The sequence below is a fragment of the Oerskovia sp. PE-21s genome, from assembly GCF_056158145.1.
The window spans coordinates 279,780-305,529 of the sequence record NZ_JBUXJM010000005.1 but is presented as its reverse complement, the minus strand read 5'-3'; the positions used below and the strand labels follow the sequence as shown (position 1 = coordinate 305,529).

Annotated in this window: 23 protein-coding genes; 16 read left to right on the top strand and 7 right to left on the bottom strand. The window is 72.2% G+C overall.

The features are described from left to right. Positions 1-95 precede the first annotated feature (95 nt). The 7 genes from ACZDYF_RS12515 (at position 96) to ACZDYF_RS12485 (ending at position 9,565) form a co-directional block, all read left to right on the top strand. A complete protein-coding gene (locus ACZDYF_RS12515; protein WP_475057205.1) occupies positions 96-998 on the top strand; it encodes an ABC transporter permease in 903 nt (300 codons plus the stop codon). 1 nt (position 999) lies between these two features. Continuing rightward, positions 1,000-3,108 carry a dipeptide/oligopeptide/nickel ABC transporter permease/ATP-binding protein gene (locus tag ACZDYF_RS12510; RefSeq protein WP_475057181.1) on the top strand — a complete coding sequence of 703 codons (2,109 nt, stop codon included), beginning with the start codon at positions 1,000-1,002 and terminating at the stop codon, positions 3,106-3,108. Then, positions 3,105-3,899 (top strand): ATP-binding cassette domain-containing protein, encoded by a 795-nt coding sequence (locus ACZDYF_RS12505; RefSeq protein WP_191788947.1) that lies wholly within the window; start codon positions 3,105-3,107, stop codon positions 3,897-3,899. Before ACZDYF_RS12510 ends, ACZDYF_RS12505 begins: the two co-directional genes overlap by 4 nt. A gap of 71 nt (positions 3,900-3,970) precedes the next feature. Continuing rightward, positions 3,971-4,894, top strand: coding sequence for a dihydrodipicolinate synthase family protein (locus ACZDYF_RS12500; RefSeq protein ID WP_191788946.1), 924 nt, complete (start codon positions 3,971-3,973; stop codon positions 4,892-4,894). Continuing rightward, the gene (locus tag ACZDYF_RS12495) at positions 4,891-5,919 is read left to right on the top strand and encodes an ROK family protein (RefSeq protein ID WP_204809468.1); all 1,029 of its coding nucleotides are present in this window, start codon (positions 4,891-4,893) and stop codon (positions 5,917-5,919) included. The genes ACZDYF_RS12500 and ACZDYF_RS12495 overlap by 4 nt, the downstream gene beginning before the upstream one ends. A gap of 77 nt (positions 5,920-5,996) precedes the next feature. Then, positions 5,997-6,689 (top strand): N-acetylmannosamine-6-phosphate 2-epimerase, encoded by a 693-nt coding sequence (locus ACZDYF_RS12490; RefSeq protein ID WP_475057202.1) that lies wholly within the window; start codon positions 5,997-5,999, stop codon positions 6,687-6,689. A gap of 338 nt (positions 6,690-7,027) precedes the next feature. After that, a complete protein-coding gene (locus ACZDYF_RS12485; protein ID WP_475057178.1) occupies positions 7,028-9,565 on the top strand; it encodes an exo-alpha-sialidase in 2,538 nt (845 codons plus the stop codon). An 82-nt stretch (positions 9,566-9,647) separates the two neighbouring features. Here the strand turns inward: ACZDYF_RS12485 and ACZDYF_RS12480 are convergent, their stop codons facing one another. The 3 genes from ACZDYF_RS12480 to ku form a co-directional block, all read right to left on the bottom strand. Further along, on the bottom strand, positions 9,648-10,127 hold the full coding sequence (locus ACZDYF_RS12480; RefSeq protein ID WP_191788944.1) for a VOC family protein: 480 nt from the start codon (positions 10,125-10,127) through the stop codon (positions 9,648-9,650). A gap of 115 nt (positions 10,128-10,242) precedes the next feature. Beyond that, positions 10,243-10,749, bottom strand: a complete 507-nt coding sequence (locus ACZDYF_RS12475; protein ID WP_475057176.1) for a heme-degrading domain-containing protein — start codon at positions 10,747-10,749, stop codon at positions 10,243-10,245. 27 nt (positions 10,750-10,776) lie between these two features. Continuing rightward, positions 10,777-11,748 (bottom strand): non-homologous end joining protein Ku, encoded by a 972-nt coding sequence (gene ku, locus ACZDYF_RS12470; protein WP_475057172.1) that lies wholly within the window; start codon positions 11,746-11,748, stop codon positions 10,777-10,779. 143 nt (positions 11,749-11,891) lie between these two features. Between ku and ACZDYF_RS12465 the strand changes: the two genes are divergently transcribed. Then, positions 11,892-12,194, top strand: coding sequence for a DUF1905 domain-containing protein (locus ACZDYF_RS12465; RefSeq protein WP_364072581.1), 303 nt, complete (start codon positions 11,892-11,894; stop codon positions 12,192-12,194). Here ACZDYF_RS12465 and ACZDYF_RS12460 read toward each other — a convergent pair. Continuing rightward, positions 12,191-12,955 carry a GTP pyrophosphokinase gene (locus ACZDYF_RS12460; protein ID WP_191788940.1) on the bottom strand — a complete coding sequence of 255 codons (765 nt, stop codon included), beginning with the start codon at positions 12,953-12,955 and terminating at the stop codon, positions 12,191-12,193. The two genes, ACZDYF_RS12465 and ACZDYF_RS12460, sit on opposite strands and share 4 nt — an antisense overlap. Before the next feature lie 235 nt (positions 12,956-13,190). Here ACZDYF_RS12460 and ACZDYF_RS12455 point away from each other — a divergent pair, with 235 nt between their 5' ends. After that, entirely contained in the window at positions 13,191-13,802 is a 612-nt protein-coding gene (locus ACZDYF_RS12455; protein WP_475057166.1) for a TetR/AcrR family transcriptional regulator, read from the top strand. A gap of 112 nt (positions 13,803-13,914) precedes the next feature. Continuing rightward, positions 13,915-14,868 (top strand): DUF5692 family protein, encoded by a 954-nt coding sequence (locus tag ACZDYF_RS12450; protein WP_387481733.1) that lies wholly within the window; start codon positions 13,915-13,917, stop codon positions 14,866-14,868. Between the two features lie 72 nt (positions 14,869-14,940). Here ACZDYF_RS12450 and ACZDYF_RS12445 read toward each other — a convergent pair whose 3' ends face one another. Next, complete coding sequence (locus ACZDYF_RS12445; RefSeq protein ID WP_475057164.1) at positions 14,941-16,662, bottom strand: MDR family MFS transporter; 1,722 nt, start codon at positions 16,660-16,662, stop codon at positions 14,941-14,943. Beyond that, a complete protein-coding gene (locus ACZDYF_RS12440; RefSeq protein WP_204809481.1) occupies positions 16,659-17,300 on the bottom strand; it encodes a TetR/AcrR family transcriptional regulator in 642 nt (213 codons plus the stop codon). The genes ACZDYF_RS12445 and ACZDYF_RS12440 overlap by 4 nt, the downstream gene beginning before the upstream one ends. 108 nt (positions 17,301-17,408) lie before the next feature. Here ACZDYF_RS12440 and ACZDYF_RS12435 point away from each other — a divergent pair, with 108 nt between their 5' ends. Then, on the top strand, positions 17,409-20,051 hold the full coding sequence (locus ACZDYF_RS12435) for an ATP-dependent DNA ligase (RefSeq protein WP_475057161.1): 2,643 nt from the start codon (positions 17,409-17,411) through the stop codon (positions 20,049-20,051). A 4-nt stretch (positions 20,052-20,055) separates the two neighbouring features. Here the strand turns inward: ACZDYF_RS12435 and ACZDYF_RS12430 are convergent, their stop codons facing one another. Next, positions 20,056-20,715 carry a GntR family transcriptional regulator gene (locus ACZDYF_RS12430; RefSeq protein WP_475057159.1) on the bottom strand — a complete coding sequence of 220 codons (660 nt, stop codon included), beginning with the start codon at positions 20,713-20,715 and terminating at the stop codon, positions 20,056-20,058. Positions 20,716-20,830: 115 nt separating this feature from the next. Here ACZDYF_RS12430 and ACZDYF_RS12425 point away from each other — a divergent pair, with 115 nt between their 5' ends. From ACZDYF_RS12425 to ACZDYF_RS12405, 5 genes are all read left to right on the top strand, one after another. After that, positions 20,831-22,072 carry an amidohydrolase family protein gene (locus ACZDYF_RS12425; protein WP_475057157.1) on the top strand — a complete coding sequence of 414 codons (1,242 nt, stop codon included), beginning with the start codon at positions 20,831-20,833 and terminating at the stop codon, positions 22,070-22,072. A gap of 118 nt (positions 22,073-22,190) precedes the next feature. After that, a complete protein-coding gene (locus tag ACZDYF_RS12420) occupies positions 22,191-22,598 on the top strand; it encodes a VOC family protein (RefSeq protein ID WP_204809487.1) in 408 nt (135 codons plus the stop codon). A gap of 66 nt (positions 22,599-22,664) precedes the next feature. Next, positions 22,665-23,588, top strand: coding sequence for an NADP-dependent oxidoreductase (locus ACZDYF_RS12415; protein ID WP_475057154.1), 924 nt, complete (start codon positions 22,665-22,667; stop codon positions 23,586-23,588). Positions 23,589-23,695: 107 nt separating this feature from the next. Beyond that, entirely contained in the window at positions 23,696-24,529 is an 834-nt protein-coding gene (locus ACZDYF_RS12410) for a hypothetical protein (protein WP_475057152.1), read from the top strand. 90 nt (positions 24,530-24,619) lie between these two features. Beyond that, positions 24,620-25,747, top strand: a complete 1,128-nt coding sequence (locus tag ACZDYF_RS12405; protein ID WP_475057150.1) for a M24 family metallopeptidase — start codon at positions 24,620-24,622, stop codon at positions 25,745-25,747. Positions 25,748-25,750: the final 3 nt, after the last annotated feature.

Here is a 25,750-nt window from a genome sequence, read left to right as displayed (position 1 = left end):
GCTCTTGCCCCCCCGCCACCCACCCCGACCCCGAGGAGTACCGCGTGACCGCGCTCCTACGACTGACCGGACGACGCCTGGTCGCCCTGCCCGTCATGATCCTGGGCATCACCCTGCTCGTCTTCGTCGTCATGCAGTTCGCGCCCAGCGACCAGGCGACCAACGCCCTCGGCGAGTCCGCCACGGACGCGGCCAAGGAGGCCTACCGGGCGGCCAACGGGCTCAACGACCCGATGCTCGTGCAGTACGGCAACTTCCTGGCCGGCCTCGTGCGCGGCGACATGGGCATGACCGTCCCGCCCTCCCAGCCCGTGAACGCGCTCATCGCCAACGCGTTCCCGCTCACGCTCCAGCTCACGTTCATGGGCCTGGCGATCGCCGTCGTGCTCGCGCTCGTGCTCGGTGTGACCGCCGCCCTCTACCGCGACCGCTGGCCCGACCAGGCCATCCGCGTCCTGTCGATCGCGGGCGTCGCGACGCCGTCGTTCTGGCTCGCGATCCTCCTCATCCAGCAGTTCTCGCTGCGCCTGGACTGGTTCCCGTCGGGCGGGTACACGAACCCGTCGGACGACTTCGGGAAGTTCCTCGCCTCGATGTTCCTGCCCGCACTCTCGCTCGCCATCCCGGTCGCGGCGTCACTGACCCGTGTGGTCCGCACCGCGATGGTCGAGGAGCTCGACCGCGACTACGTGCGGACCGCGATCGGCTCGGGCCTGCCCCGCGGCGTGGTGGTCGGGCGCAACGTCCTGCGCAACGCGCTCATCACGCCCATCACGGTGCTCGGCCTGCGCGTCGGCTACCTCATGGGTGGCGCGGTCATCATCGAGGTCATCTTCGACCTGCCCGGCATGGGCAAGCTCATCCTCAACGGCGTGACCGCGAGCGACACCGCCCTGGTGCAGGGAGTGACGCTGACCGTCGCCCTGACCTTCGTGGTCGTCAACATCCTGGTCGACCTCCTCTACCTCGTCGTCAACCCTCGAATCCGGACGGTGTGACATGCGTCGGAAGCTGACAGAACGACTGTCCCGCCCGGGCCTGCGCCTCGCGGCCCTCCCCCTGGGTTCCAAGATCGCCCTCGGTTTCGTGCTCCTGGTCGCGCTCCTGGCGATCTTCGCCCCGCTCGTCGCGGCCTACGACCCGCTGCAGTCCGGCATGCCGGCCCAGCCGCCGTCGGGCGAGCACTGGTTCGGCACGGACCGCACGGGCCGCGACATCTTCTCCCGCATCGTCTACGGGGCCCGCTACTCGCTCGTGATCGGCCTGGGAGCCACGGCCGTGGCCCTGGTCGCCGGTGCGATCCTCGGCTCGATCGCCGCGACGGCCCACAAGGCCGTGAGCGAGACGCTCATGCGCATCCTCGACATCATCATGGCCTTCCCGGGAATCGCCCTGGCCGTGGTCTTCGTGGCCGTGTGGGGCAAGTCCCTGCCGGTCCTCATCTTCACGATCGCGTTCCTCTACACCCCGCAGATCGCCCGCATCGTCCGCGCCAACGTCCTGAGCCAGTTCGGCGAGGACTACGTGTCGGCCGAGAAGGTCATCGGCGCGCGGACCTCGCTGATCCTGATGAAGCACGTGGCCCGCAACTGCATCGCCCCGATCATGGTGTTCGCGACCGTCCTGGTCGCCGACGCGATCGTGTTCGAGGCGAGCCTGTCGTTCATCGGCGCGGGCGTGCAGGACCCCGAGCCCTCGTGGGGCAACGTCATCGCCTACGGCCGCAACCTCCTGCTCAACGGCGGCTGGTGGGCGACGTTCTTCCCCGGCATGGCGATCCTCCTGACGGTCCTCTCGCTCAACGTCCTGTCAGAGGGCCTCACGGACGCCATGGTCCGCCCCGCGGCTCGCAAGCCGGCCGAGGCTCGCGCCGCCGCCGCCGCCGCCGAGGACGCAGCGCACGCGACCGACCCGCTGACCGAGCCCGACGCCGACGCGCCCCTGGAGTACACGGGCGGCGCCGACCTGCGCGAGCCCCGCGTGCTCGACGAGCTCGTCGCCGACACCTCGGTGATCCCCGACCCGGAGATCGCGATCGCGGCGGCTGCCGCCCAGCGCGAGGCCCTCGCGGTCCAGCTCGAGCGCCTGCGCGTCGTCGAGGCCGCCCGCACGGACCGCCTGGTCTACACGGGCGACGCGGCTCCGCTGCTCGAGGTCAAGAACCTCTCGATCCGCTTCCCCGAACGGCACGGCGACGTGGCCGTCGTGGACGACATCAGCTTCTCGGTGCGTCCCGGCGAGACCATGGCGCTGGTCGGCGAGTCCGGCTGCGGCAAGTCGCTCACGAGCCTCGCGGTCATGGGCCTGCTGCCCTCGTCCGCCCAGGTCACGGGAGAGATCCTGCTCGACGGCGTCGACCTGCTCACGGCGACCCCGGCGCGCCGCAACGCGCTCCGCGGCCACGAGATGGCCATGGTCTACCAGGACGCGCTGAGCTCGCTCAACCCGTCCATGCTGATCCGCTCGCAGATGGCCCAGCTCGTCAAGAGGGGCGGGACGCGCACCGCGGTCGAGCTCCTCGAGCTCGTGGGCCTCGACGCGGACCGCACCCTCAAGAGCTACCCGCACGAGCTCTCGGGCGGGCAGCGCCAACGTGTGCTCATCGCGATGGCCCTCACGCGCGACCCGCGCCTGGTCGTCGCCGACGAGCCGACCACGGCCCTCGACGTCACGGTCCAGAAGCAGGTCGTGGACCTGCTCAACGAGCTCCGGGAGGAGCTCGGGTTCGCGATGGTCTTCGTGAGCCACGACCTGGCGCTCGTCGCGTCGCTCGCGCACCGCGTGACGGTCATGTACGCGGGCCAGGTCGTGGAGTCGGCACCCGTGCCGAGCCTGCTCATGAACCCGCAGCACGAGTACACGCGCGGGCTGCTCGGGGCGGTGCTGTCGATCGAGTCGGGGGCGAAGCGCCTGCACCAGATCCCCGGCACGGTCCCCTCGCCGCGAGACTTCGCGACGGGCGACCGCTTCGCCCCTCGGTCCTCGCGGCCGCAGGACGCGTTCGTGCCCCGTCCCCCGTTGCGCACGCTGCCGGGGACCGACCACCGCTACGCCAGCCACACCGAGTCGACCGACAGCGGTCTCCTGGTCCAGGAAGGTGCCCGATGAGCGAGAAGACTCCCGTCCTGGAGCTCAAGGACGTGCACGTGGTGCACAAGGCCCGCACGGGCAAGCTCTTCCGCCCGGACCGCGTCCACGCGGTCGCCGGGGTCGACATGGCCGTGCGCCGTGGCGAGACCATCGGCATCGTGGGCGAGTCGGGCTGCGGCAAGTCGACGCTCGCGAAGGTCATGGTGGGTCTGCAGGCCCCCACGAGCGGCGACGTCGTGTTCAACGGCCGCAGCGTGCTCAAGCGCAACGCCCGCACCCGCAAGGAGTTCGGGCGCGCGATCTCGATCGTGTTCCAGGACCCGTCGACGGCTCTCAACGGCCGCATGCTCGTGCGCGACATCCTGCGCGACCCGCTCGACGTGCACCAGATCGGCTCCCCCCGGGATCGGGAGCGTCGCGTGAGCGAGCTTCTCGACCTCGTGGGTCTGCCCCAGTCGGCCCTCGACGTGCTGCCGAGCCAGGTCTCGGGCGGTCAGCGCCAGCGCGTGGCGATCGCCCGTGCCCTGGCCCTCGACCCGGACGTGATCGTCGCGGACGAGCCCACGTCGGCGCTCGACGTCTCCGTGCGGGCCCAGGTCCTCAACCTCCTGACGGACCTCAAGGCCCGCCTGGACCTCGGGCTCGTGTTCATCTCGCACGACATCCAGACCGTCCGGTACGTCTCGGACCGCATCGCGGTCATGTACTTCGGGAAGGTCGTCGAGGAGGGCACGGCCGAGGAGGTCTTCGACCGCCCGACGAACGACTACACCCGGACCCTGCTCGGCGCCGCGCCGACGCTGCTCTGACGGTCCACCATCCACCCGGTGCCGGGCGGAGCCTTCCGCCCGGCACCACCGCACCATCCTTGGAGTCCGCTGTGCCCACCACGACCACCTTCTCCGGTGTCATCCCTCCCGTCGTCACCCCGCTCACGGCCGACGGCGAGCTCGACCGCGCGTCGTTCGAGCGCCTCATCACGAGCCAGCTCGACGCGGGCGTGCACGGCCTGTTCGTGCTCGGTTCGTCGGGAGAGGTCGCGTACCTCGACGACGCGCGCCGCTCCCAGGTCATGGAGGCCGCGGTCGAGATCACCGCAGGCCGCGTGCCCGTCATGGCGGGCGTGATCGACCTGACGACGCGCCGCGTCGCGGACCAGGTCCGCCGGGCGCAGGACGCGGGGGTCGACGCGGTCGTCGCGACGGCTCCCCTGTACATCCGCACGAACGACGACGAGATCGAGCGTCACTTCCGGGGCGTCGCCGCGGCGAGCGACCTGCCGCTGTTCGCATACGACGTCCCGGTGTGCGTGCACTCGAAGCTCGACCTGGGCATGCTGGTCCGCCTGGGCTCGGAGGGCGTCATCGCGGGCGTCAAGGACTCGAGCGGTGACGACGTCGGCTTCCGGCGCCTGGTCGCGGCGAACCGTGCCGCGGGCAGCCCGCTGCGCCTCTTCACGGGTCACGAGGTCGTCGTCGACGGCATGCTGCTGCTCGGCGCCGACGGTGTGGTCCCCGGCCTCGGCAACGTCGACCCGGCGGGCTACGTGCGTCTGTGGGACGCGGCGCAGGCCGGCGACTGGGTCCGGGCCCGCGACGAGCAGGACCGTCTCGCGTCGCTGTTCGAGATCGTCTTCCAGCCCCGCGGCTACAGCGGCGGCGCGAGCGGCCTGGGCGCGTTCAAGACGTCGCTGCAGCTCCTGGGCGTGATCGGGTCCAACGTCATGACGACCCCGGCTCCCGCCCTCGAGGGCGAGGTCGTCGACCAGATCAAGGTGATCCTCGCGGAGGCCGGGCTGCTGTGAGCGTCCCGACCAGCCACCGCACCGCCGTCGGGATCGACCTGGGCGGTACCAAGATCGCCGCGGGTCTCGTCCGCGACGACGGCACGGTCCTCGCCCGGGCCGGGGTCCCCACCCCGGCCCGGGAGGGGGCGGCCGCGATCCTCGACGCGGTCGCACGTCTGGTCACGCTCCTCCTGCCCGACGGCGCCGACGCGCCCGGGTCGTCCGGCGCACCGGACGTGCTGGTCGGGGTGGGCATCGGTTCGGCCGGGGTCATCGACTCGGGCCGCGGCCGCGTCGTGGCGGCGACCGACGCCCTGACGGGCTGGGCCGGGGCCGACCTCGCGGGCGGGATCGGTGCTCGCCTCGCGGCGGCGGGCGGCCCCGCGGCGGGCCTGCCCGTGCACACCGACAACGACGTGCACGCGCACGCGCTGGGCGAGCACTGGTTGGGGGCGTGCGCGGGGACGCGGACCGCGCTCGTCGTCGCGGCCGGCACCGGGGTCGGGGCCACGCTCCTGCTCGACGGCACGCCGCAGCACGGTGCGCGCCACGTGGCCGGGCACCTGGGCCACCTGCCCGCGGCCGAGGCGGCCGGCCTGCTGTGCACGTGCTCGCGCTCGGGGCATCTCGAGGCGATCGCGTCGGGACCTGCGCTGCACGCCCTGTACCTGCGCCTCGGCGGCGACGCCACGGTCGCCACGGCCCGGGTCGTGTGCCAGCTCACCGACGTCGACCCGGTCGCGCACCAGGCCGTGGTCCTCGCGGCCACGGCCCTGGGCCGGACCGTGGGCGGTGTCGCGAACATGCTCGACCCGGAGGTCGTCGTGATCAGCGGCGGCCTCGCAGGAGCCGGGAGCCTGTGGTGGGACACGATGTCCGCCGCGGTCGCGTCCGAGCTCATGCCCGCGCTCGACGGCCTGCCCGTCGTGACCGCGACCCTCGGCGGCGACGCCGCCGTCCTGGGGGCGGCCCGGCTCGCGTTCGTCGCGCACGAGGCGCGCGAGACACCCGCCGCACCGCTCGCCTCCCTCGCAGCACCGTGACAACCGTCCCCTCTCGCCTCCCGGAGGATCCCGTGACCGACCGTCCGTCGACCGCCCCCGCACCCACCGCGGGGCCGGTGACCACCGACCCGCTCGTCGCGGTGCGCGGCGGCCTCGTCGTCTCGTGCCAGGCCTATCCCGGCGAGGCCATGCGGGACCCGCGGACCATGACCCAGGTCGCGCTCGCCGCGGTCCGCGGCGGCGCGGTGGGCATCCGCGTCCAGGGCGTCGCGGACGTCGAGCACGTCACGCACGCGTTCACCGAGCTCGGGATCACGGTGCCCGTCACGGGGCTCTGGAAGGACGGCACCGACGGCGTCTTCATCACCCCGACGCTGCGCCACGCTGTCGCCGTGGCCCGCGCCGGGGCCACGATCGTCGCGATCGACGGGACCCGGCGCCCGCGCCCCGACGGCCTGAGCCTCGCGGACACCGTCGCAGGCCTGCGCGAGCACACGTCCGCGCTCGTCATGGCCGACTGCGGGAGCCTCGACGACGCGCTCGCGGCCCGCGACGCCGGGGTCGACGTCGTGGGGACGACGCTGTCCGGGTACACGGGCGAGCGTCCCCGCACCGACGGGCCGGACCTCGAGCTGCTCGCCCAGCTCGTCGACCGCCTCGACGTGCCCGTGATCGCCGAGGGCCGCGTCCACTCCCCCGCCCAGGCGCGCGCCGCGCTCGACGCGGGCGCGTGGGCGGTGGTCGTGGGGACCGCGATCACCCACCCCACGAGCATCACCGGCTGGTTCGTCGACGCCCTCACGGCCTGACGCCCGCCCCCTCCCTCTCTCCGCGCCGGGCTCGCACCGCCCGACCACGACCGACCCGACCCGACGCAGCCCCACCCCGGGACGCCCGCACCGCCGCGGACGCCCCGGCCCCGCACCGCCGGACCACGACGGTCCCGCACCCGCCCGCCCGACGTCCGCTCCGCCGTCGGGCACCTCGCACCAGGAGCACCACAGACCGGACCCCCGCACCCGACTCGGTGCCGAGGCGGAGGTCCGCGCCGTGCCCGCCCCGCGCCCGGGACGGGCACGGCCACCGCAGGACCGCACCGTGCAGCACGACAGCAAGAGCTCTGACCCGACGATGCCAGGAGTATCTGATGCCACTGCACCCATCCACCCCGCCGAGCGCAGCGCTGCCAGCGCCGCCCGCGCGCGCACGAAACCGCAGGTCACGACCGGCGCTCGCCGCCGGACTGTCCCTGCTCCTCGTCGCCCCGGCCGCGAGCGCCCAGGCGTTCGACCCGTTCCCGCCCGCCGCGACCGACGGGCCCGGGACGTTCTCCGAGCAGACCCTCGCGGTCGGCGGTACGGGCGGCTACGCGAACTACCGCATCCCCGCGCTGACCACGACGAACGACGGCACGATCCTCGCCTCGTACGACGGGCGTCCGTTCAACGCGGGCGACGCCCCGCAGCCCAACTCGATCCTGCAGCGCGTGAGCCGTGACGGCGGTGCGACGTGGGAGCCCACGACGGTCGTGGCCGCGGGCCACGGGACGAACTCGTCCCCCGACAAGTACGGGTTCTCCGACCCGTCCTACGTCGTGGACCGCGAGACGGGCACGATCTTCAACTTCCACGTGAAGTCGTTCGACCAGGGCTTCGGCGGGTCGGCCACGGGCGTCGACCCGACCAACCGGCAGATCCTGCACGCCGCCGTCAGCGTCTCCGAGGACGGGGGCGAGACCTGGGAGGGCCGCGTCATCACCGAGGGCGCCAAGGACCCGTCGTGGGCCGGCATCTTCGCGGCGTCGGGAGAAGGCATCCAGCTGCGCTACGGCGAGCACGCCGGACGCCTGGTCCAGCAGTTCACCGCCCGCACGGGCGGGACCTACAAGGCCTACAGCGTCTACTCTGACGACCACGGCGCCACCTGGGCGCACGGCGAGGCGTTCGGCACGGGCATGGACGAGAACAAGTCCGTCGAGCTCTCCGACGGACGCGTCATGATGAACTCGCGCGACTCGGCGGGCAGCAAGTACCGCAAGGTCGCGTTCTCGACCGACGGCGGGCACACCTACGGCCCTGTCACGCTCGACCGCCAGCTCCCCGACCCGACCAACAACGGCTCGATCTCGCGCCTTCACCCCGACGCCCCCGAGGGCTCGGCCGAGGCGAAGATGCTGCTGTTCAGCAACTCCAACAGCACCACGGGCCGCGAGAACGTGACCGTGCGCCTCTCGTGCGACGACGGCGCGACCTGGCCCGGCTTCCGGGTCGTCAACCCCGGCTCGGGCGCCTACTCGACGCTCTCGCCCCTCGGCGACGGGCGGTTCGGGCTCCTGTACGAGACGCAGGGCATGAACGCGATCTCGTTCGCGAGCTTCGACCAGGAATGGTTGAACGCCACGTGCGCGTCGACCGTCGTGCCGGACACGACCGTCGCGACGGGCGGCACCGTGCAGGTACCGGTCAAGGTCACGAACCAGAACCAGGCGCCGCTCGGCGCCTCGCGCCTGACGATCGACGCCCCCGTGGGCTGGAGCGCGACCACGGTCGACGTGCCGGCGCTCGCGGTCGGCCAGACCGCCACGGTCCAGGTCGCGCTCACGGCGTCCGCGACCGCTGCGGCGACCACCGCGAACAACCCCGTCCGGGTCCAGAGCGTCCTCACCGCAGCCGACGGCACGCAGGCGCGCGCCTACGGCTACGTGACCGTGACCGGCGGCCCCGCGGGCCCCGTGACCTCGCTCGCGGTGTTCGGGAAGTACACGACCGACCGGGACGTCGCGGCCCAGCCGTACACGCTCGGCGAGCGCGTGCCCTACTCGTTCCGCGTCTACAACACCGGCACCACGGCCTACCGCTCGACCGCGACCGGCAACCTGACGAACCTGTCCCCTGGGTGCAACTGGAGCAGCCTGCCCTCGGGCGGCACCTACCTGTGCGCGCTCGCATACCGCGTCGTGACGGCGGGCGACCTCGCGGACGGCTTCTTCGTCCCCGAGACCCGTTGGTTCATGAACGCCGACCAGGCCTCGTCGGTCGCACTCAGGGGCGAGCCCGTCGACCTGGTCGACCGGCGCCCCTCGCTCGCCGTCACCGCCGGCGAGGCCACGGTCGAGGACACGGACGCGAACGGTTCGGTGAACGCGGGCGACGTCGTGGTCAACCAGGTCACGGTGCGCAACACCGGCAACGTGCGGCTCACGGGGGTCGGGGTCGCGGGCCTGTGCACGCTGCCCGAGCTCGCGGCAGGAGCCGAGGCCGCGTGCGGCACCGTGCGGCGCACCCTCACCGCGGCGGACGTCGCGGCGGGCTCGCTCGCGGGGCGGACCGTCACGGTGGCAGCGTCCAACGGCGACCTCGCCGTGACCGGGCAGGTCGACGTCGCACCCTTCGAGGTGCCCGCGCAGCCCGTCGGCCCCGTCGAGGTGACCGCGAGCGCGCAGTGCGTCGCCGGCAAGGTCCACCTCACGGGCCGTGCGGTCAACGCCGGGGACGAGGCGCTCGACGTCACGATCCGCTCGACCGCCGGCACCAAGGCGTTCGCGGGGCTGGCACCCGGGCGCAGCGCGTCGCAGCGGTTCGCGACCCGTTCCGCCTCCGTGGCGGCCGGGCAGGTCTCGTTCGACGTGACCGCCGGTGGCGCGACGTCGACCCTCGCCGCGCCCTACGACGCGACGTCGTGCTGAGCCGCGGCTGACGCACCACAGACCTCGGCCCTCGTCCCCGTGCCGGCGGGGACGAGGGCCGAGCATCTTCGCCCCCGCGGCGTCAGGCGTCCGCGGGCTGCTTCCCCTCGAAGGCCGCCCGCAGCGCGGGCATCTCGAGCTTGATCATCTGCATCATGGCGCCCATCATGCGCGCCACGGCCTCCTGGTCGTCGGACTGCGCGAGCTCCTCGAACTCGACGGGCACGACCTGCCACGACAGCCCGTAGCGGTCCTTGAGCCAGCCGCACTGCGACTCGGTGCCGCCGCCCGAGAGCAGGGCGTCCCAGTAGTGGTCGACCTCGGCCTCGTCCTCGCAGCGCACGATGAACGAGACGGCCTCGCTGAACGGGAACAGGTGGTCGGGGCCACCGTTGATGAGGTTGAAGGGCTGCCCCTGCAACGTGAAGTCGATGGTGACGAGGGTGCCGTCAGGCATCTTCAGGGAGTCGCCGACGGTGCTGTCGGGGAACACCGAGGTGTAGAAGGCCACGGCCTCCTCGAGGCCGCCGTTGAACCACAGGCTCGGGACGATCGGTCGCATCGTTCTCCTCCTCCCGCGCGGCGCGCGGTGCGTCACGCTCTTCTGGTCCGACCGGCCGGGGCCGGCGAACTCATCGGTCGGCGCGCCCGGTCGGGCGCACCGGCCGTGGGGCGCGTCAGGCCGCGGTCTTCAGGAACGTCCCGAGCGCCTCGACCACGAGCAGGTGGTCGTCGCGCTGGGCCAGGCCCGACACGGTCACGACGCCGATCACCCCGACGCCCTCGACCCGCAGCGGGAACGCCCCGCCGTGGGCCGCGTACTCCTGGAGCGACAGCTCGTGCTGCGCGGTGAACGTCGTCCCCTTGGCCTTGGCCCGCAGGCCCATGAGGTAGGACGACGCACCGAACCTCTCGACCACGCGCACCTTGCGCTGGACCCACGTGTCGTTGTCGGGCGTGGTCCCCTCGGTCGCGGCGTGGAAGACCTGCTGCGGTCCGCGGCGCACGTCGATCGTGATCGGCAGCGACCGCTCGGCCGCGAGCTCGACGAGCAGGCAGCCGAGCCGCCACGCGTCGTCGTGCGTGAAGCGGGTGAGCACGAGCTCGCGTTCGTGCTGCTCGGCCTCCGCGATGAAGCGGACGGTGCGGGCGTGGTCGGGGTTCTCGGGCTGGTCGTGGGTCATGGCGTCAGCCTGGCACGCCGCGGCACGTCACGCCGAGGCCTTCTTGCGCGTCGTCTTCTTCGCGGGTTCCTTCGTCGAGGCGGCCTTGCCGTCCGAGGCGCGCGACGCCGTCGTGCCCTTGGTCTTCTTCGTGGCTGCGGCGCTCTTCTTGCTGCCCGACGACGCCGCCTCCTTCGCGGGCTTCTCGCCCTTCGCGTCACCCGACTTCTTGCCGCGCGAGCTCTCGACGCTGCGGCGCAGGGCCTCCATGAGGTCGATGACCTCGGCGCCGTCGCCGCCCTTCTCCTCCTGCTCGCCGAACGTCTCGGCGGTGTCCAGGGCCTCGCCCTTCTCGATCTTGGCCTCGATGAGCTGGCGGAGCTGGGCCTGGTAGTCGTCCTGGTACTCCTCGGGCGTGAAGTCGGCCGCGAAGGACTCGACGAGCTGGGACGACATCGCGAGCTCCTTGGCGCTCACCTTCGCCGGCTCGTCGAGCGTCGGGAACGCGGCCTCGCGCACCTCGTCGGCCCACAGCAGCGTCTGCAGGACCAGCACGTCGTCGCGCACGCGCAGCGCCGCGAGCCTCGTGCGCTGACGCAGCGCGAACTTCACGATCGCGGTCCGGTCGGTCTCCTCGAGCGTGCGACGCAGCAGCACGTACGCCTTGTTCGAGGACGAGTCCGGCTCGAGGTAGTAGCTGCGGTCCAGGAGCATGGGGTCGATCTGGTCGTTCGGCACGAACTCGACGACCTCGACCTCGCGGCTGCGCTCGGCGGGCAGCGCCCCCAGGTCCTCGGCCGTGAGCACGACCGTGCGCTCGCCGTCGTCGTACGCCTTGTCGATGTGCTCGTACGCCACGACCTCGCCGCAGACCTCGCACCGCCGTTGGTAGCGGATCCGACCGCCGTCCTTGTCGTGCACCTGGTGCAGCGGCACGTCGTGGTCCTCGGTCGCCGAGTACACCTTGATCGGCACGTTGACGAGACCGAACGTGATGGCACCCTTCCAGATGGCCCTCATGCCTCCATGGTGCTCCCGGGCGCGAGGGCTGGCGAGTCGTCAGACCGTCTGGAGCCGGTGGTGCGGGCCGTCGGGGAGCATCATGGCGCGACTGCCCGCGGCGCGGACCGCTCGCTGTGGGTGCCGCCCGGCATCATGGGCGCATGGCCGGCACCAGGTACGAGTTCGAGGCGGAGCTGTGGCGATGGACCGCGCGCAGCGACACGTGGGTCTTCGCCGCCCTGCCGACCGACGTGAGCGACGAGATCGCGGACTCCCCGCTCCCCCCGGCCGGGTTCGGCTCGGTCAAGGTCGAGGTCACGCTCGGAGAGTCCCGCTGGTCCACGTCGGTCTTCCCCGACGCCGAGCGCAAGACGTTCGTCCTGCCCGTCAAGGCCGCGGTACGTCGCCGTGAAGGGGTCGACGTCGGGGACACCGTGCGGATCGCGGTCGAGACGCTGATCTAGCCTGCCGGCTCGGCGTCGGTCGCACCCGGCCTGCCGCGCAGGTAGGAGTCGAGCAGCTCCCACGACGGCGTGAACGGACCTGCCATCTTCTCCGTCCCCGGGCGGAGGACCGCGGTGTCGCGCGAGTGCTGGAGGACCTCCTCGTGCAGACGCTCCATCTTGGCGTCGAGCTCGGAGGCCGCGAGCGAGGCCTCCTTGAGCTCGTCGAGGAGGCGCTGCGGCACGGCCTTGTCGTACTTGTAGTAGATCTTGTGCTCGAGGCTGGCCCAGAAGTCCATGGCGATGGTCCGGATCTGGATCTCGACGACCACGGGCTGCACCCGGTCGGACAGGAACACGGGCACCTCGACGATCAGGTGCAGGCTCTTGTACCCGTTGCCCTTGGGGTGCGCGATGTAGTCGCGCTCCTCGAGGACGACGACGTCGCGCTGGGCCGCGATCATGTCGCGCACCGTGTAGATGTCGGACACGAAGCTGCACGTGACGCGCACGCCCGCGATGTCGAAGATCTCCGCGCGCAGCGCCTCGATCGTCAGGTCCACGCCCTTGCGACGGGCCTTGGCGAGCAACGACTCCGGCGACTTGAGGCGCGAGGACACGTGCTCGATCGGGTTGTACTCGTGGGCGTAGGCGAACTCGTCGCGCAGGATGGTGATCTTCGTCATCACCTCGTCCATGCCGAACCGGTACGTCATCATCAGCCGCGTGAAGTGCTCCCGCAGGGCCCTCAGCTCTGCCCCGACCTGGGGTTCACCGCTCATGGATTCCTCGCTGATCGTGCCGACGTCGATCCTCCACCGTCGCACACCGTCAGGTCCCGGGGCGCCGGCGTCCGCCCTCGCCCACCGCTCGTCTCACGTCGTGGCCCCGAGCGCCCGTCGCGACGGGCCGTTGGGCCCCGAAGCCCGGGACCAACGTCCTGACCTGGTCGAACACTGTTGACGCTGTGTCAATAGTGGATCTAGCGTCCAGTTATCAGCTCAGGAAGGGGCTCCGATGACCGACGCGACGACGCCGAGGAGGCGACGTTCAGCACCCGAGGTTCGTGCCGAGGAGATCGTGCACGCCGCCCGCGAGCTGTTCGCCGAGCAGGGGATCGCCCGGACCTCGACCAAGGAGGTCGCCGAGCGCGCGGGCATCGCCCGGGGGCTCGTCTACTACTACTTCCCCGACAAGGACGCTCTCGTCGACGCCGTGCTCGAGGGCTATGTCGCAGAGTTCGTCGAGGCCGTGCGCGCGTGGGACGCGGCGCGCGAGCCCGGGAACGTCGACAAGGCCCTCGTCGACTGCATCGCGATGTTCCGCAGGCACCTGCGGGCGGTCGCCCCGCTGCGCGACGACATGCAACGCACCGAGAGCGCCGGGCTGTACAACCGTTTCCTCGACCGGGCCGTGCGGGCCGTGGTCGAGTGCATCGGCGCCACGACCGTGGAGGCCTACGCGGCCAGGCACCACATCGGCATCGAGCACGTGCCCGAGACGTTCTACGTCCTCGTCTACGGGCTCGTCGGCCTCGCCCGGAACACCCCGGAGGTCGACGACGCCGTGCTCGTGACGATCGTGCGCCAGGTTCTGCACCTCGAGGAGGCGCGTTCCGACACCGAGTGACGCGACGGCCCGGAACCCGACGGTGCGCCGGGACCGGGCTCGCTCACCTGGCGCACCGTCCTCCACCCCGGGCGGCCACGAGCCGTCCCGTCGTCCTGAGAAAGGGAGCGACGTGTTCCTCTTCGATTCCATCCCCTGGCAAGCGGCCGTCATGTGGTTCGTGGTGCTCGCTGCCCTCGTGGGCCTCAACGAGCTCGTCCGCTGGTCCAAGACCGCCGCGATCGGCATCTTCGTCGTCCTGCCGGTCCTGCTGACGATCTTCGTCTGGCCCCACACCGCGGGGGCAGGGTCCTCGACCGGCACCTGGTTCCACTGGGTCAAGGTGTACTCGGCCCTCGCCGGGTGCATCGGCTTCATGCTCATCCGCTACAACAAGCGCGTCGGGGCGATGAAGTACGCCCTGCTGTTCCCCCCGGCGATCCTCGCGCTCAACATCGCCGAGGCCGTGATTCGTGACTTCCAGGTCTACGGCATGGACGGCATGGTCGACGGCGTGTTCATGGTCGGCGGTTCGTGGAACATCATGAACGGCATCGCAGGCATCCTGAACCTGCTGACGATCTGCGGCTGGGCCGGCATCTACATCACGCGCGACCGGTTCCGCGACATGGTCTGGCCCGACATGATGTGGTTCTGGATCATCGCGTACGACCTGTGGAACTTCGCGTACGTCTACAACTGCGTGGGCGACCACGCGTTCTACGCGGGCGCCGCGCTGCTCATCAGCTGCACGATCCCGGCGTTCTTCCTGCGCAAGGGCGCCTGGCTCCAGCACCGTGCCCACACGCTCGCGTTCTGGATGATGTTCACGATGGCCGTGCCGACGTTCGTCTCGGACTCGTCGTTCGCGGTCGACTCGTCGCACAACCCGACGGCGTTGTTCGTGGTCAGCCTGATCTCGCTGCTCGCCAACGTCGCGGTCGCCGTCTACCAGGTCAAGGTGATCGTGACCAAGCGCCGCAACCCGCTGCGCGACGAGCTCTTCACGGACCACAAGTCCTACCAGGAGCTCGCGAAGGACCGCCCGGCACCGGAGCTCGCGACCGCGGGCGCCACGACCGCCTGACGAGCCCGAGCGCGACGAAGGGGCGCCCCGACACGGTGTCGGGGCGACCCTTCGTCGCGTGTGCGGGTCCGGCTACCGCTCGGGTCGCGCCCCGGCGCGCACGTTCTCCCCCCGCCCGACGGCGTCGCTCGCCCCGTCGGCGTCGGCGTCGGTCACCAGGAGCTGGCCCTCGGCCAGGGACTCCGCGGCGATCTCGTGCTCGACCGAGGTCGCGAGCGGCTTCTCGTGGACGAAGCACAGGGCGATCGCCGCGATGATCGCGAGCGGCACCATGTAGAGGAAGAGCGGCACGAGCGCCTCGTTGTAGGACTCGATCACGAGGGCGCGCACGCCGTCGGGCAGGGACTGGACCAGGTCCGGGGTGAGCGAGCCCGTCCCGCCCGCCGAGCCCGTGCCCTGCGGGAACTTCTCCGCGAGGAGCGTGGTCAGACGAGCGATGAAGACGCTGCCGACCACGGCCGAGCCCAGCGTGGCGCCGACCTGGCGGAAGTAGTTGTTGGCCGCGGTCGCGGTCCCGACCTCGCGCAGGGGGAACGAGTTCTGCACGATGAGCGTGAGGATCTGCATGCTGCTGCCCAGCCCGATCCCGATCACCCCGAGGAACACGCAGATCATCGGGGTCGCGGTGTCCGCCTCGACGGTCGAGAGCAGGGCCAGGCCCACGCCCAGGATCAGCGACCCGACGATCGGGAGGACCTTGTACCTCCCGGTGCGCGACACCATCTGCCCCGTGACGACCGAGGTGACGAGCAGCGAACCCATCATGGGGATCATGAGCAGGCCCGCGACGGTCGCGCTGGCCCCGGTCGCCATCTGCAGGTAGGTCGGCATGTAGCCGATCGCGCCGAACATCGCGATGCCCGTCGCGAGGGCCGCGATGGTCGTGACCGTGAAGTTGCGGTCCGCGAACAGGTGCAGCGGGATGATCGGCTCGTCGGCGCGCCTCTCGACGAGCACGAACGCGACGGCCGCCACGACCGCGAGAGCGATCAGGCCGAGGATCGTCGCCGAGCCCCACGCGTACTGCGAGCCGCCCCACGTCCCGACCAGGACGAGCGCCGTGGTCGCGACGGCCATGAGGGCCATGCCGAGGTAGTCGTGGCGCACGCGCTCGGCGCTGCGAGCCTTCTTGGGCAGGTGCAGGAGGAAGATCGCGGCGAGCGCCGCGACGACGCCCAGCGGGATGTTGATCCAGAAGACCCAGCGCCAGCCGGGACCCTCGGTGAACCAGCCGCCGAGCAGCGGGCCCGCGACCGAGGAGACCGCGAAGACGGCACCCATGATGCCCATGTACTTGCCGCGCTCACGGGCGGGGATGACGTCGGCGATCGCGGCCTGAGACAGGATCATGAGCCCGCCGCCACCGAGGCCCTGGACCGTGCGGCCCACGATGAGCAGGTTCATGTCGCCCGCGACGGCGCCGATGACCGAACCCGCCATGAACAGCAGGATCGCCGTCAGCAGCAAGGGCTTGCGCCCCAGGACGTCCGAGATCTTGCCGTAGATCGGCATGGTGATGGTCGAGGCCAGGATGAAGGCCGTGATGACCCAGCTCATGTGCTCGACGCCGTCGAGCTCGCCCACGATGGTGGGCAGCGCGCTCGACAGGACCGTCTGGTTGAGCGACGCGAGCAGCATCGTGACCATGAGGCCCAGGAAGAGCAGCACGATGCCGCGGTCCTTCGGGGTCGCCGCCGGGGCGTCCGGGGACGACGGTTGGGTGGGCGCGGCACCTCGGGTGGTCGTCGCGCCTCGGGTGGGTGCCGGTGTGCCGGCTCGGGGGGTGGTGGTCATAGCGTGGCCTCGAAGACCTCTCGGAAGATGGTGATCGCTTCGCCGATGTCGGCCTCGGCGTCGGCGTCGCTCAGGGCGGTGCCGGGGTTGCGCGAGTACGCGAAGCGCATGATGGTGCCGGCGAGCATGAGGAGCGCCCGCGCGGTGTCGGGGCTGTCGGGCAGGCCCAGCGACGCGAGCTCGCTGAACCCCGTCCCGTCCTCGGCCCGGTCGGACAGCAGGTCGTTGACGAGCCCCTCGACCTGGGAGACGTAGCCCATGGCGTGCTTGCGCAGCTCGGGGTGCTCCCGCACGAGCGCCTTGCGCTCGGCGAACGGCACGCCAGGGTGGAGCGTCGAGCGCAGGATCGAGAGCAGGAACCGCACGACCCGTTCGAACGCGGGCCCCTCGGTCTCGGCTCGGAAGGCCGCGAGCGCCTCGTCGGAGACGGTCGGGGGCACGAGCCCCAGGATCGCCTCCTCCTTGGTCGTGAAGTAGTTGAAGAAGGTCCGCGGCGAGACTCCCGCCGCGGCGGCGATCTCCTCGACGGTCGCGTGGTGGAGCCCCTTCTCGCGGACCAGTGCGGCGGCCGCCTGGTGGATCGTGAGCCAGGTCTCGGCGCGCTTGCGTTCGCGGAGGGACGTCGGTGCGGTCTGCATGACTGCACTGTATGCACGACTGCAAAGATTGCACAACTGCACGTTTGGCTCCTCCGGCTCTCGCCGCCCCGCCGAGCGCAACCACCCGCCCCGGGCAACCATGGACCCATGGCCTCCTCGACGGCGGCGCAGACCGTGAGCGTCGGCGGTCACCGCCTCAAGCTCACCAACCTGGACAAGGTCCTCTACCCGGCCACGGGCACGACCAAGGGGGAGGTCCTGGCCTACCTCGCGGCGGTCGCGGACGTCCTGCTCCCCCACGCCTCGAACCGCCCTGCCACGCGCAAGCGCTGGCCCAACGGTGTCGAGGGACCCGTGTTCTTCCAGAAGAACCTCGACGCCGGCACGCCCACGTGGGTCCGGCGGCGCACGATCCAGCACAAGGACCACGCGAACGAGTACCCGCTCGTCAACGACCTCGCGACGCTCACGTGGCTCGGGCAGGTCGCCGCCCTGGAGATCCACGTGCCGCAGTGGCAGTTCGGGCGGACGGGCGTCCAGAAGAACCCCGACCGGCTCGTCCTCGACCTCGATCCCGGCGAGGGCGCGGGTCTGCCCGAGTGCGCCGAGGTCGCGCGCCTGGCCCGCGACGTGCTGCGCGGCATGGGCCTGGACCCCCTGCCCGTGACGAGCGGGTCCAAGGGCATCCACCTGTACGCGGCTCTCGACGGGCACCAGACCACCGACGAGGTGAGTGCGGTCGCGCACGAGCTCGCCCGCTACCTCGAGGCCGAGCACCCCGACCTCGTCGTGAGCGACATGAAGAAGGCGCTGCGCGGCGGCAAGGTGCTCGTCGACTGGAGCCAGAACAACGGCAACAAGACCACCATCGCGCCCTACTCGCTGCGTGGCCGTGCCCACCCGACCGTCGCGGCCCCGCGCACGTGGGACGAGCTCGACGACCCCGACCTCGCGCACCTCGACAAGGACCAGGTCGTGGAGCGCGTCCAGAGCATGGGCGACCCGCTCGCGGCCCTCACCGCGGGCCACCTGGCCTCGCTCGAACCCACGCCCGAGCGCATGGCGACGTTCGCGCGCAAGGGCGCGGCGCCGTCGGGCACGCGCGGGGGCACGGACGACGGCGAGCAGGGCGGCAAGGCCGACGCCGCACCCCGCCGCGACCGCCTCGAGACCTACCGCGCCAAGCGCGACGCCTCCCGGACGCCCGAGCCGGTCCCGGGATCGGGAGAGCCGCCCGACGAGTCGCCAGCGGGGAACTCCTTCGTCATCCAGGAGCACCACGCGCGCCGCCTGCACTGGGACTTCCGCCTGGAGCACGACGGCGTGCTCGTGAGCTGGGCCCTGCCGCGCGGAGAGCCGACCGACACGAAGCAGAACCACCTCGCGGTCCAGACCGAGGACCACCCGCTCGCGTACGGATCGTTCGAGGGGACCATCCCGGCGGGCGAGTACGGCGGTGGCGAGGTGACCATCTGGGACGCTGGCACGTACGAGCTCGAGAAGTGGCGCGACGACGAGGAGGTCATCGTCACGCTGCACGGCGAGCAGCACGGGACGCGGCGGCTCGCACTCATCCACACGGGGGGTCATCAGCAGCACGGCTCCTCCGGCACATCAGGCAGAGCCGAGGAGAACAACTGGCTCATCCACCTCATGGCCCCGCGCGACGAGGGGCGGGCGCCGCAGCGCGCGACACAGCACGCCTCGCCCCGCGGCAAGGCGAGGGCGCAGCACCCGAGCGAGCCCGACGACGAGCCCGCGGGCACCGCCCTCCCCCGCCCGATGCTCGCGACCGCCGGGACGGTCGAGACGCTCACGGCCGAGGGCGACCCCGACGACTGGGCCTACGAGATGAAGTGGGACGGCTTCCGGGTGGTCGCGCAGGTCACCGACGGTGCCGCGGCACCCGGCGCGCCCGGCGGCACCTCCGCCCCGACCGTCCGCCTCGTGAGCCGCAGCGGCAAGGACATGACCGCGACGTACCCCGAGCTCGCGGACCTCGCGTCCTGCGTCGCCGCCGAGGACCTGCCCGTCGTCGTGGACGGCGAGATCGTGGCGCTCGACGCACGCGGCCGCCCGAGCTTCCGACGGCTCCAGCAGCGCGCGAACCTCACCAGGACGGGGGACGTCGCGGCGGCGCGAGCGAAGGTCGGGGTCGAGCTCATGCTGTTCGACGTCCTGTCCGTGGGCGGTCGCTCGCTCGTCCGGCGCACCTACGACGAGCGCCACGCGATCCTCGAGGACCTGGTCGCCCAGTCCTCGACGGTGCACGTGCCGCCCGCGTTCGACGGCGACCTCGCGGGGGCGGTCGCGACGAGCAGGCAGCTCGCCCTCGAGGGCGTGGTGGCCAAGCGCCGCACGAGCACGTACACGGCCGGTCGGCGCTCGCGGAGCTGGATCAAGGTCAAGCACTCGCACTCCCAGGAGGTCGTGGTGGTCGGCTGGCGCCCGGGGCACGGGGACAGGTCGCACCTGGTCGGCTCGCTGCTGCTCGCGGTGCCCGACGACGAGGGTCTGCGCTACGTGGGCCGCGTCGGGTCGGGCTTCACCGAGAAGGACCGGCGCGACCTCGTAACGCGGCTCGGGCGGATCGAGCGGGTCACGAACCCGGCCCTCGACGTCCCGACGGCGGACGCCTCGGACGCCCGCTGGGTCACGCCGCACCTGGTCGGCGAGGTCGACTACGCGGACTGGACGAGCGCCCCCGACGGCGACGGCAAGCTGCGGCACGCGGTGTGGCGCGGCTGGCGTCCCGACAAGTCTCCCGAGGACGTGCGCCGGGAGGGCTGATCTCTCAGCCTCGCGCCGGGCCCTGGGCGGCGCGCCGGGCGCGCGCGGCGTCGCGGCTGGTCTGCACGTGCCCGACGGCGAGGCGCGCCGCCTCCTGCCCGTCACCCGCGCGGATCGCGGCCAGGAGCCCGCGGTGCTCGTCGACCATCTCCTCGAGGTCGAGGTGCTGCCCGAGGAGCCAGCGCAGGCGGCTCGCGGTGATCGCGCCGATCTCGTCGAGGAGCGGGCTCGCGGCGCTCGTCGCGACGAGCTCGTGGAAGTCGGCGCCCGCACGGTGGGCGGCCTTCGCGTCGTGGTCGCGCGCGGCCCGGGCCTCGCGGTCGAGGACGGCCTCGAGCGCGGCGACCTCGTCGGGGGTCCGACGTTCGGCTGCGAGGCGGAAGGTCAGGGTCTCGAGCGCGGAGCGCACCTCGATGAGGTCGTCGACATCGGCGTCGGTGAAGGTCCGCACGACGGCCCACGTCCGGGGGCGCGGGGTCACGAGCCCCTCGGCGATGAGCGCCTTGAGGGCGTCGCGGACGGGGACGCGGCTCACGCCGAGCTCGGCCGCGAGGTCGCGCTCGACGAGCCGGTCGCCCGGCGTGCGGTCGCCGTCGATGATCTGCTCGCGCACGATCCGGGCGACACGGTCCGCCTCGGGCTCGAACGGCTGGTCTGCGCTCATGCGTCCATCCTCCCGGAAGCCCCGGCGAGAAATGGTATACCATTCACACCAGTATGGACCCCTGGGGGTGGGCCCTGCACCAGGCCAGCCAGCACCACCGGAAGAAGGACCTCAGATGCCGCCGTTCCCCAGCTCTCCCCAGGTCGCCGTGTCGGTGCTGCGCAACGTCAGGCCATGGGGCGCCGACCCCGTCGACCTCCACGTCGCGGACGGGCACATCACCCGGGTGACGCCGCACTCCCCCACCGAGGCCGGGACCCGCCGCGCCGGCACCGCACCCGCCCCGGGCGAGATCGACGGGCGCGGCCTCCTGGCCCTGCCCGGGTTCGTCAACGCGCACGCGCACGTCGACAAGAGCTGGTGGGGCAAGCCGTGGGTCAGCTACGGCGGCGAGGCCACCACGCAGGGACGCATCGCGCACGAGCGCGAGCACCGCGACGAGCTCGGCATCCCCGGGGTCGACGTCACGGTCGCGGTCCTGCGCGAGTTCCTGCGCCACGGCACGACGGCGATCCGCACCCACGTCGACGTCGACCTGGGCCTCGGGCTGCGCGGCATCGACGTGGTCCGCGAGTCGCTGTTCGTGCTGGGCGGCGCGGTCGACGCCGAGATCGTCGCGTTCCCCCAGGACGGCGTCCTGCGCCGGCCCGGCGTGCTCGAGCTGCTCGACGCCGCGGCGGCCGCCGGGGCCGAGCACATCGGCGGGCTCGACCCCGCCTCGATCGACCGCGACCCGGTGACGCAGCTCGACGGACTGTTCGAGATCGCCGAGCGGCGCGGCGTCGGGGTCGACGTCCACCTGCACGACGGCGGCGAGCTGGGCGCGTTCCAGATCGAGCTCATGATCGAGCGCACGATCCGCGCGGGCCTGCAGGGCAAGGTCAACGTGGCGCACGGGTTCGCGGTCGGGCAGCTCCCCCCCACGCGCATGGCCGACCTCGTCGAGGCCATGGGCGACGCGGGCATCAGCATGACGACCGTCGCCCCGATCGGCGCCACCCCGCTCCCCCTCGACTTGCTGCGCGAGCACGGCGTCAAGGTCGGTCTGGGCACCGACGGCATCCGCGACCTGTGGGCGCCGTACGGCACGGGCGACCTGCTGGCGCTCACGACCCGCCTGTCCCAGCTCGCGCGCTTCCGCCACGACGAGGACATCGTGCGCGCCGCCCGGCTCGCGACGAGCGACGCCGCGCCCTTCGTGGGACGCCGGGTGCACGACCTCGTCGAGGGTGCGCGCGCCGACGTCGTGCTGGTCGACGCCGAGAACACCATGGACGCCGTGGTCCGGGCACCGGCCCGCGCGCTCGTGGTCGCGGGCGGCCAGGTCGTGGCCCGCGACGGCGAGGTCCTGGTCTGACCCCTCCGCCGACGCGAGGTCGGCGAGCGCCGATGAGTTCTCCGAGGACCGCCGGTCTACCCGACGACACCCGTCCTCGCCGCGGAGCACCGCGGCGGCACGTCCGAAGGAGCACGTCATGACCGGAACCCAGATCTTCGTCAACCTGCCCGTGGCCGACCTCGACAGGTCCAAGGCGTTCTACACGCAGCTCGGGTTCTCGATCAACGAGCAGTTCACCGACGAGAACGCGTCGTGCGTCGTCATCAGCGACACGATCTACGTCATGCTCCTGACGCACGACTTCTTCCGCCGGTTCACGTCGAAGGACATCGTCGACGCCCAGAGTGCGACCGAGACCATCAACGCGATCAGCGCCGAGTCCCGCCCGGGCGTCGACGAGCTCGCCGACCGGGCGCTCGCCGCGGGCGGGTCGCAGACCAACCCGCCCCAGGACGAGGGCTTCATGTACTCGCGCAGCTTCTCCGACCTCGACGGGCACCTGTGGGAGGTCATGTACATGGACCCGAGCGCGATCGAGGGCTGACCTGCCGGGACACGACGGGCGGCGGCGCCGGGGAATGCCTCGGCGCCGCCGCCCGTTGCCGCCTTCATGCGAGCCATCACCTACTCCCGCTACGGCGGAGCCGACGTCCTCGAGCTCAGCGAGCTCCCCACGCCCAAGGTCGGGCCGGACACCGTCCTGGTCCGGGTCAAGGCCACGAGCGTCAACCCGGTCGACTGGAAGGTCCGCGAGGGCTACCTCGACGCGGTCATGGACGCGACGTTCCCGGTCGTGCCCGGCTGGGACGTCGCGGGCGTCGTCGAGCAGGTCGGCCTGGACACGCCCGAGCTCTCGGTCGGCGACGAGGTCTTCGGGTACGTGCGCAAGGACGTGGTCTCCGGCGGCACGACCGCCGAGCTCGTCGCGGCCCCGGTCCGCACGCTGGCCCGCAAGCCCGCGGCGTGGACGTGGGAGCAGGCTGCCGGCGCACCGCTCGCGGGGCTCACTGCGCTCCAGACGATCGACCGCGCCGGGGTGGCGAGCGGTCAGACCGTGCTCGTGCACGCGGCCGCGGGTGGCGTCGGGTCGATGGCCGTGCAGATCGCGGTCGCCCGTGGCGCTCGCGTGATCGGCACGGCGTCCGAGCGCAACCACGAGTACCTGCGCTCGCTGGGCGCCGAGCCCGTGACGTACGGCGAGGGTCTCTCCGGGCGCGTGCGCGCCCTCGCGCCCGACGGCGTCGACGTCGTGCTCGACTACATCGGCGGCGAGGCGCTGGCCACCACGCTCGACGTCCTGCGCGACGGCGGCACGGTCGCCTCGGTCGTCGACGCGGCGGCCCGCGACGAGCTCGGCGGGCACTACGTGTGGGTCCGCCCCGACGTCGAAGGTTTGACCGAGCTGGCCCGCCTCGCCGACGCCGGCCAGCTCACGGTCGACGTCGCCGAGGTCTACGACCTGGCCGACGCCGCGAAGGCCCACGAGGCGAGCCGGACCGGGCACGTGCGCGGCAAGGTCGTCATCACGGTCTGAGCCGCCCGTCCGGCTCCGGCGGGGTGCGGATCCCTCGTGCGACTCGCTGCGCGTCGCACGCCAGGGCTCTGCACCCCGCCGCCGGTCGGTGACGTACCGTGAAGCCCATGCCCGCCACCGTCCCCGCCCTCGTCGCCGCCGACTCCGCACGCCTGCGGACCCGTGCCGCCCGGCACGCCCGCTCGCTCCCGCTCGCCGTCGCGGGGCTGGCCGTGTGGGTCATCGCGGGGCTGGGCCTGCTCGACGGCAGCTGGTTCTGGCTCGTCATGCTCGTGCCCGCAGCAGGGTTCCTCGCGACGTACGTCGTGGCCTTCGCCCTGCGGCTGCCCTCGGGGGTGGGCGTCGGGAGCGACGGGTACGGGATCGCGCTCGTCCTGAGCGCACTGATCGCCTTCTTCCTCCCCTGGATCATCTGGACGACGGGCGTCCCGTTCCTCGTAGGGCTCGGCCTCGTCGTCCTGGGGCTGCGCGCCTCCGACCGGTTCCTGTGGGTGGCAGGGCTCGCGACGATGGCCGCGTCGTTCGGGATCGCGACCCTCTCGTCGCCGCTCTTCTTCCCGCTCTCGACGCCCGGCCTCATGGCGATGATCGCCTTGGGCCTCGCCCTGCTGGCAGCCGCACTGGTGGCCCTGCGCGGTGAGCGCCAGACCCTCGCCTCCGGGGACGGCGCCCTGAGCATCGGCGACCCCGCGACCGACAACCTGCGCGTGCTCGCGGTGCTCGGCGACGCCGACGAGGCCGACCAGCCCGCGCTCGCCCGTCTCACGGGCGTCGAGGAGCGCAACCTCGCGGCCCGCCTCCACGACCTCACCGAAGCGGGCCTCGTCCATGCCCGGATCACGAAGAACCGGAACTGGGCGCAGATCACCCGCGAGGGTCGCGAGGAGCTGCGGACCCGCCGCGAGGCGCTGCGCGGGGTCGCGGAGCACCGCAAGGCCTGACCCCCGCCCCCGGGCGCGGCGCACCCGGGCCGCGTCCGCCGTCGGGCACCTCGCCCGGCGCACCGGGGGGAGCGGTGGCAGGCTGGCCCCATGAGGGAGTTCACCGCACAGGACTTCGCCGCGCGCATCGACCGCGCGGCCGCCCAGGCCCGGGACGCCGGCCTCGCCGGGGTGCTGGTCACCCCCGGGCCGGACATGACGTACTTCACGGGGTACACACCCACGGCCATGACCGAGCGCATCACGCTGCTCGTGGTCCCGGCCGACGGCGAGGCGTCGATCGTGGTGCCCGTCCTGGAGCGCCCCGACCTCGACCGTGCGGCCGGTGCCGCGACCCTGCACGTCACGGCGTGGACCGACGGGGTCGACGAGTACGCGGTCACGGCCGACCTGCTCGACACCGCGGGGCACTACGCGATCTCCGACTCGGCGTGGGCCATGCACCTGCTGGGGCTCCAGCGCACGCTGCCGGGCTCGTCGTACTCGGCGATGACGCAGGCCCTGCCCATGCTGCGCGCGGTCAAGGGACCCGACGAGATCGAGCGCCTCGCGGCCGCGGGCGCGGCGAACGACGCGACGTTCGCCGACATCGTCGAGATCCGTTTCAGCGGGCGCCGCGAGCTCGACGTCGCGGCGGACCTCGCGGGCTTCCTGCGCGACCACGGGCACTCGCAGGTCGACTTCACGGTCGTCGGCTCGGGGCCCAACGGCGCCAACCCCCACCACGAGGCGGGCGACCGGGTCATCCAGGAGGGCGACATGGTCGTGCTCGACTTCGGCGGCCTCAAGGACGGCTACGGCTCGGACATGACGCGCATGGTGCACGTCGGGGGCGACGTCACGGACCAGCAGCGCGAGGTCTTCGAGGTCGTGCGAGCCGCGCAGCAGGCCGGGGTCGACGCGGTGCGGCCCGGCGCGACGTGCCAGGACGTCGACCGCGCCGCCCGAGCAGTCATCACCGAGGCCGGGTACGGCGAGCAGTTCATCCACCGCACGGGCCACGGGATCGGGCTCACGACGCACGAGCCGCCCTACATGATCGAGGGCGAGGAGCAGCCGATCGTGTCCGGCATGTGCTTCTCGGTCGAACCAGGGATCTACCTGTCGGGGAACTTCGGGGTGCGCATCGAGGACATCGTGGTCGCGTTCCCGGACGACCTGCCCGACGGCGCCCGTCGCCTCAACAACGCACCGCACGACCTGCACGTGGTCGAGTAGGCG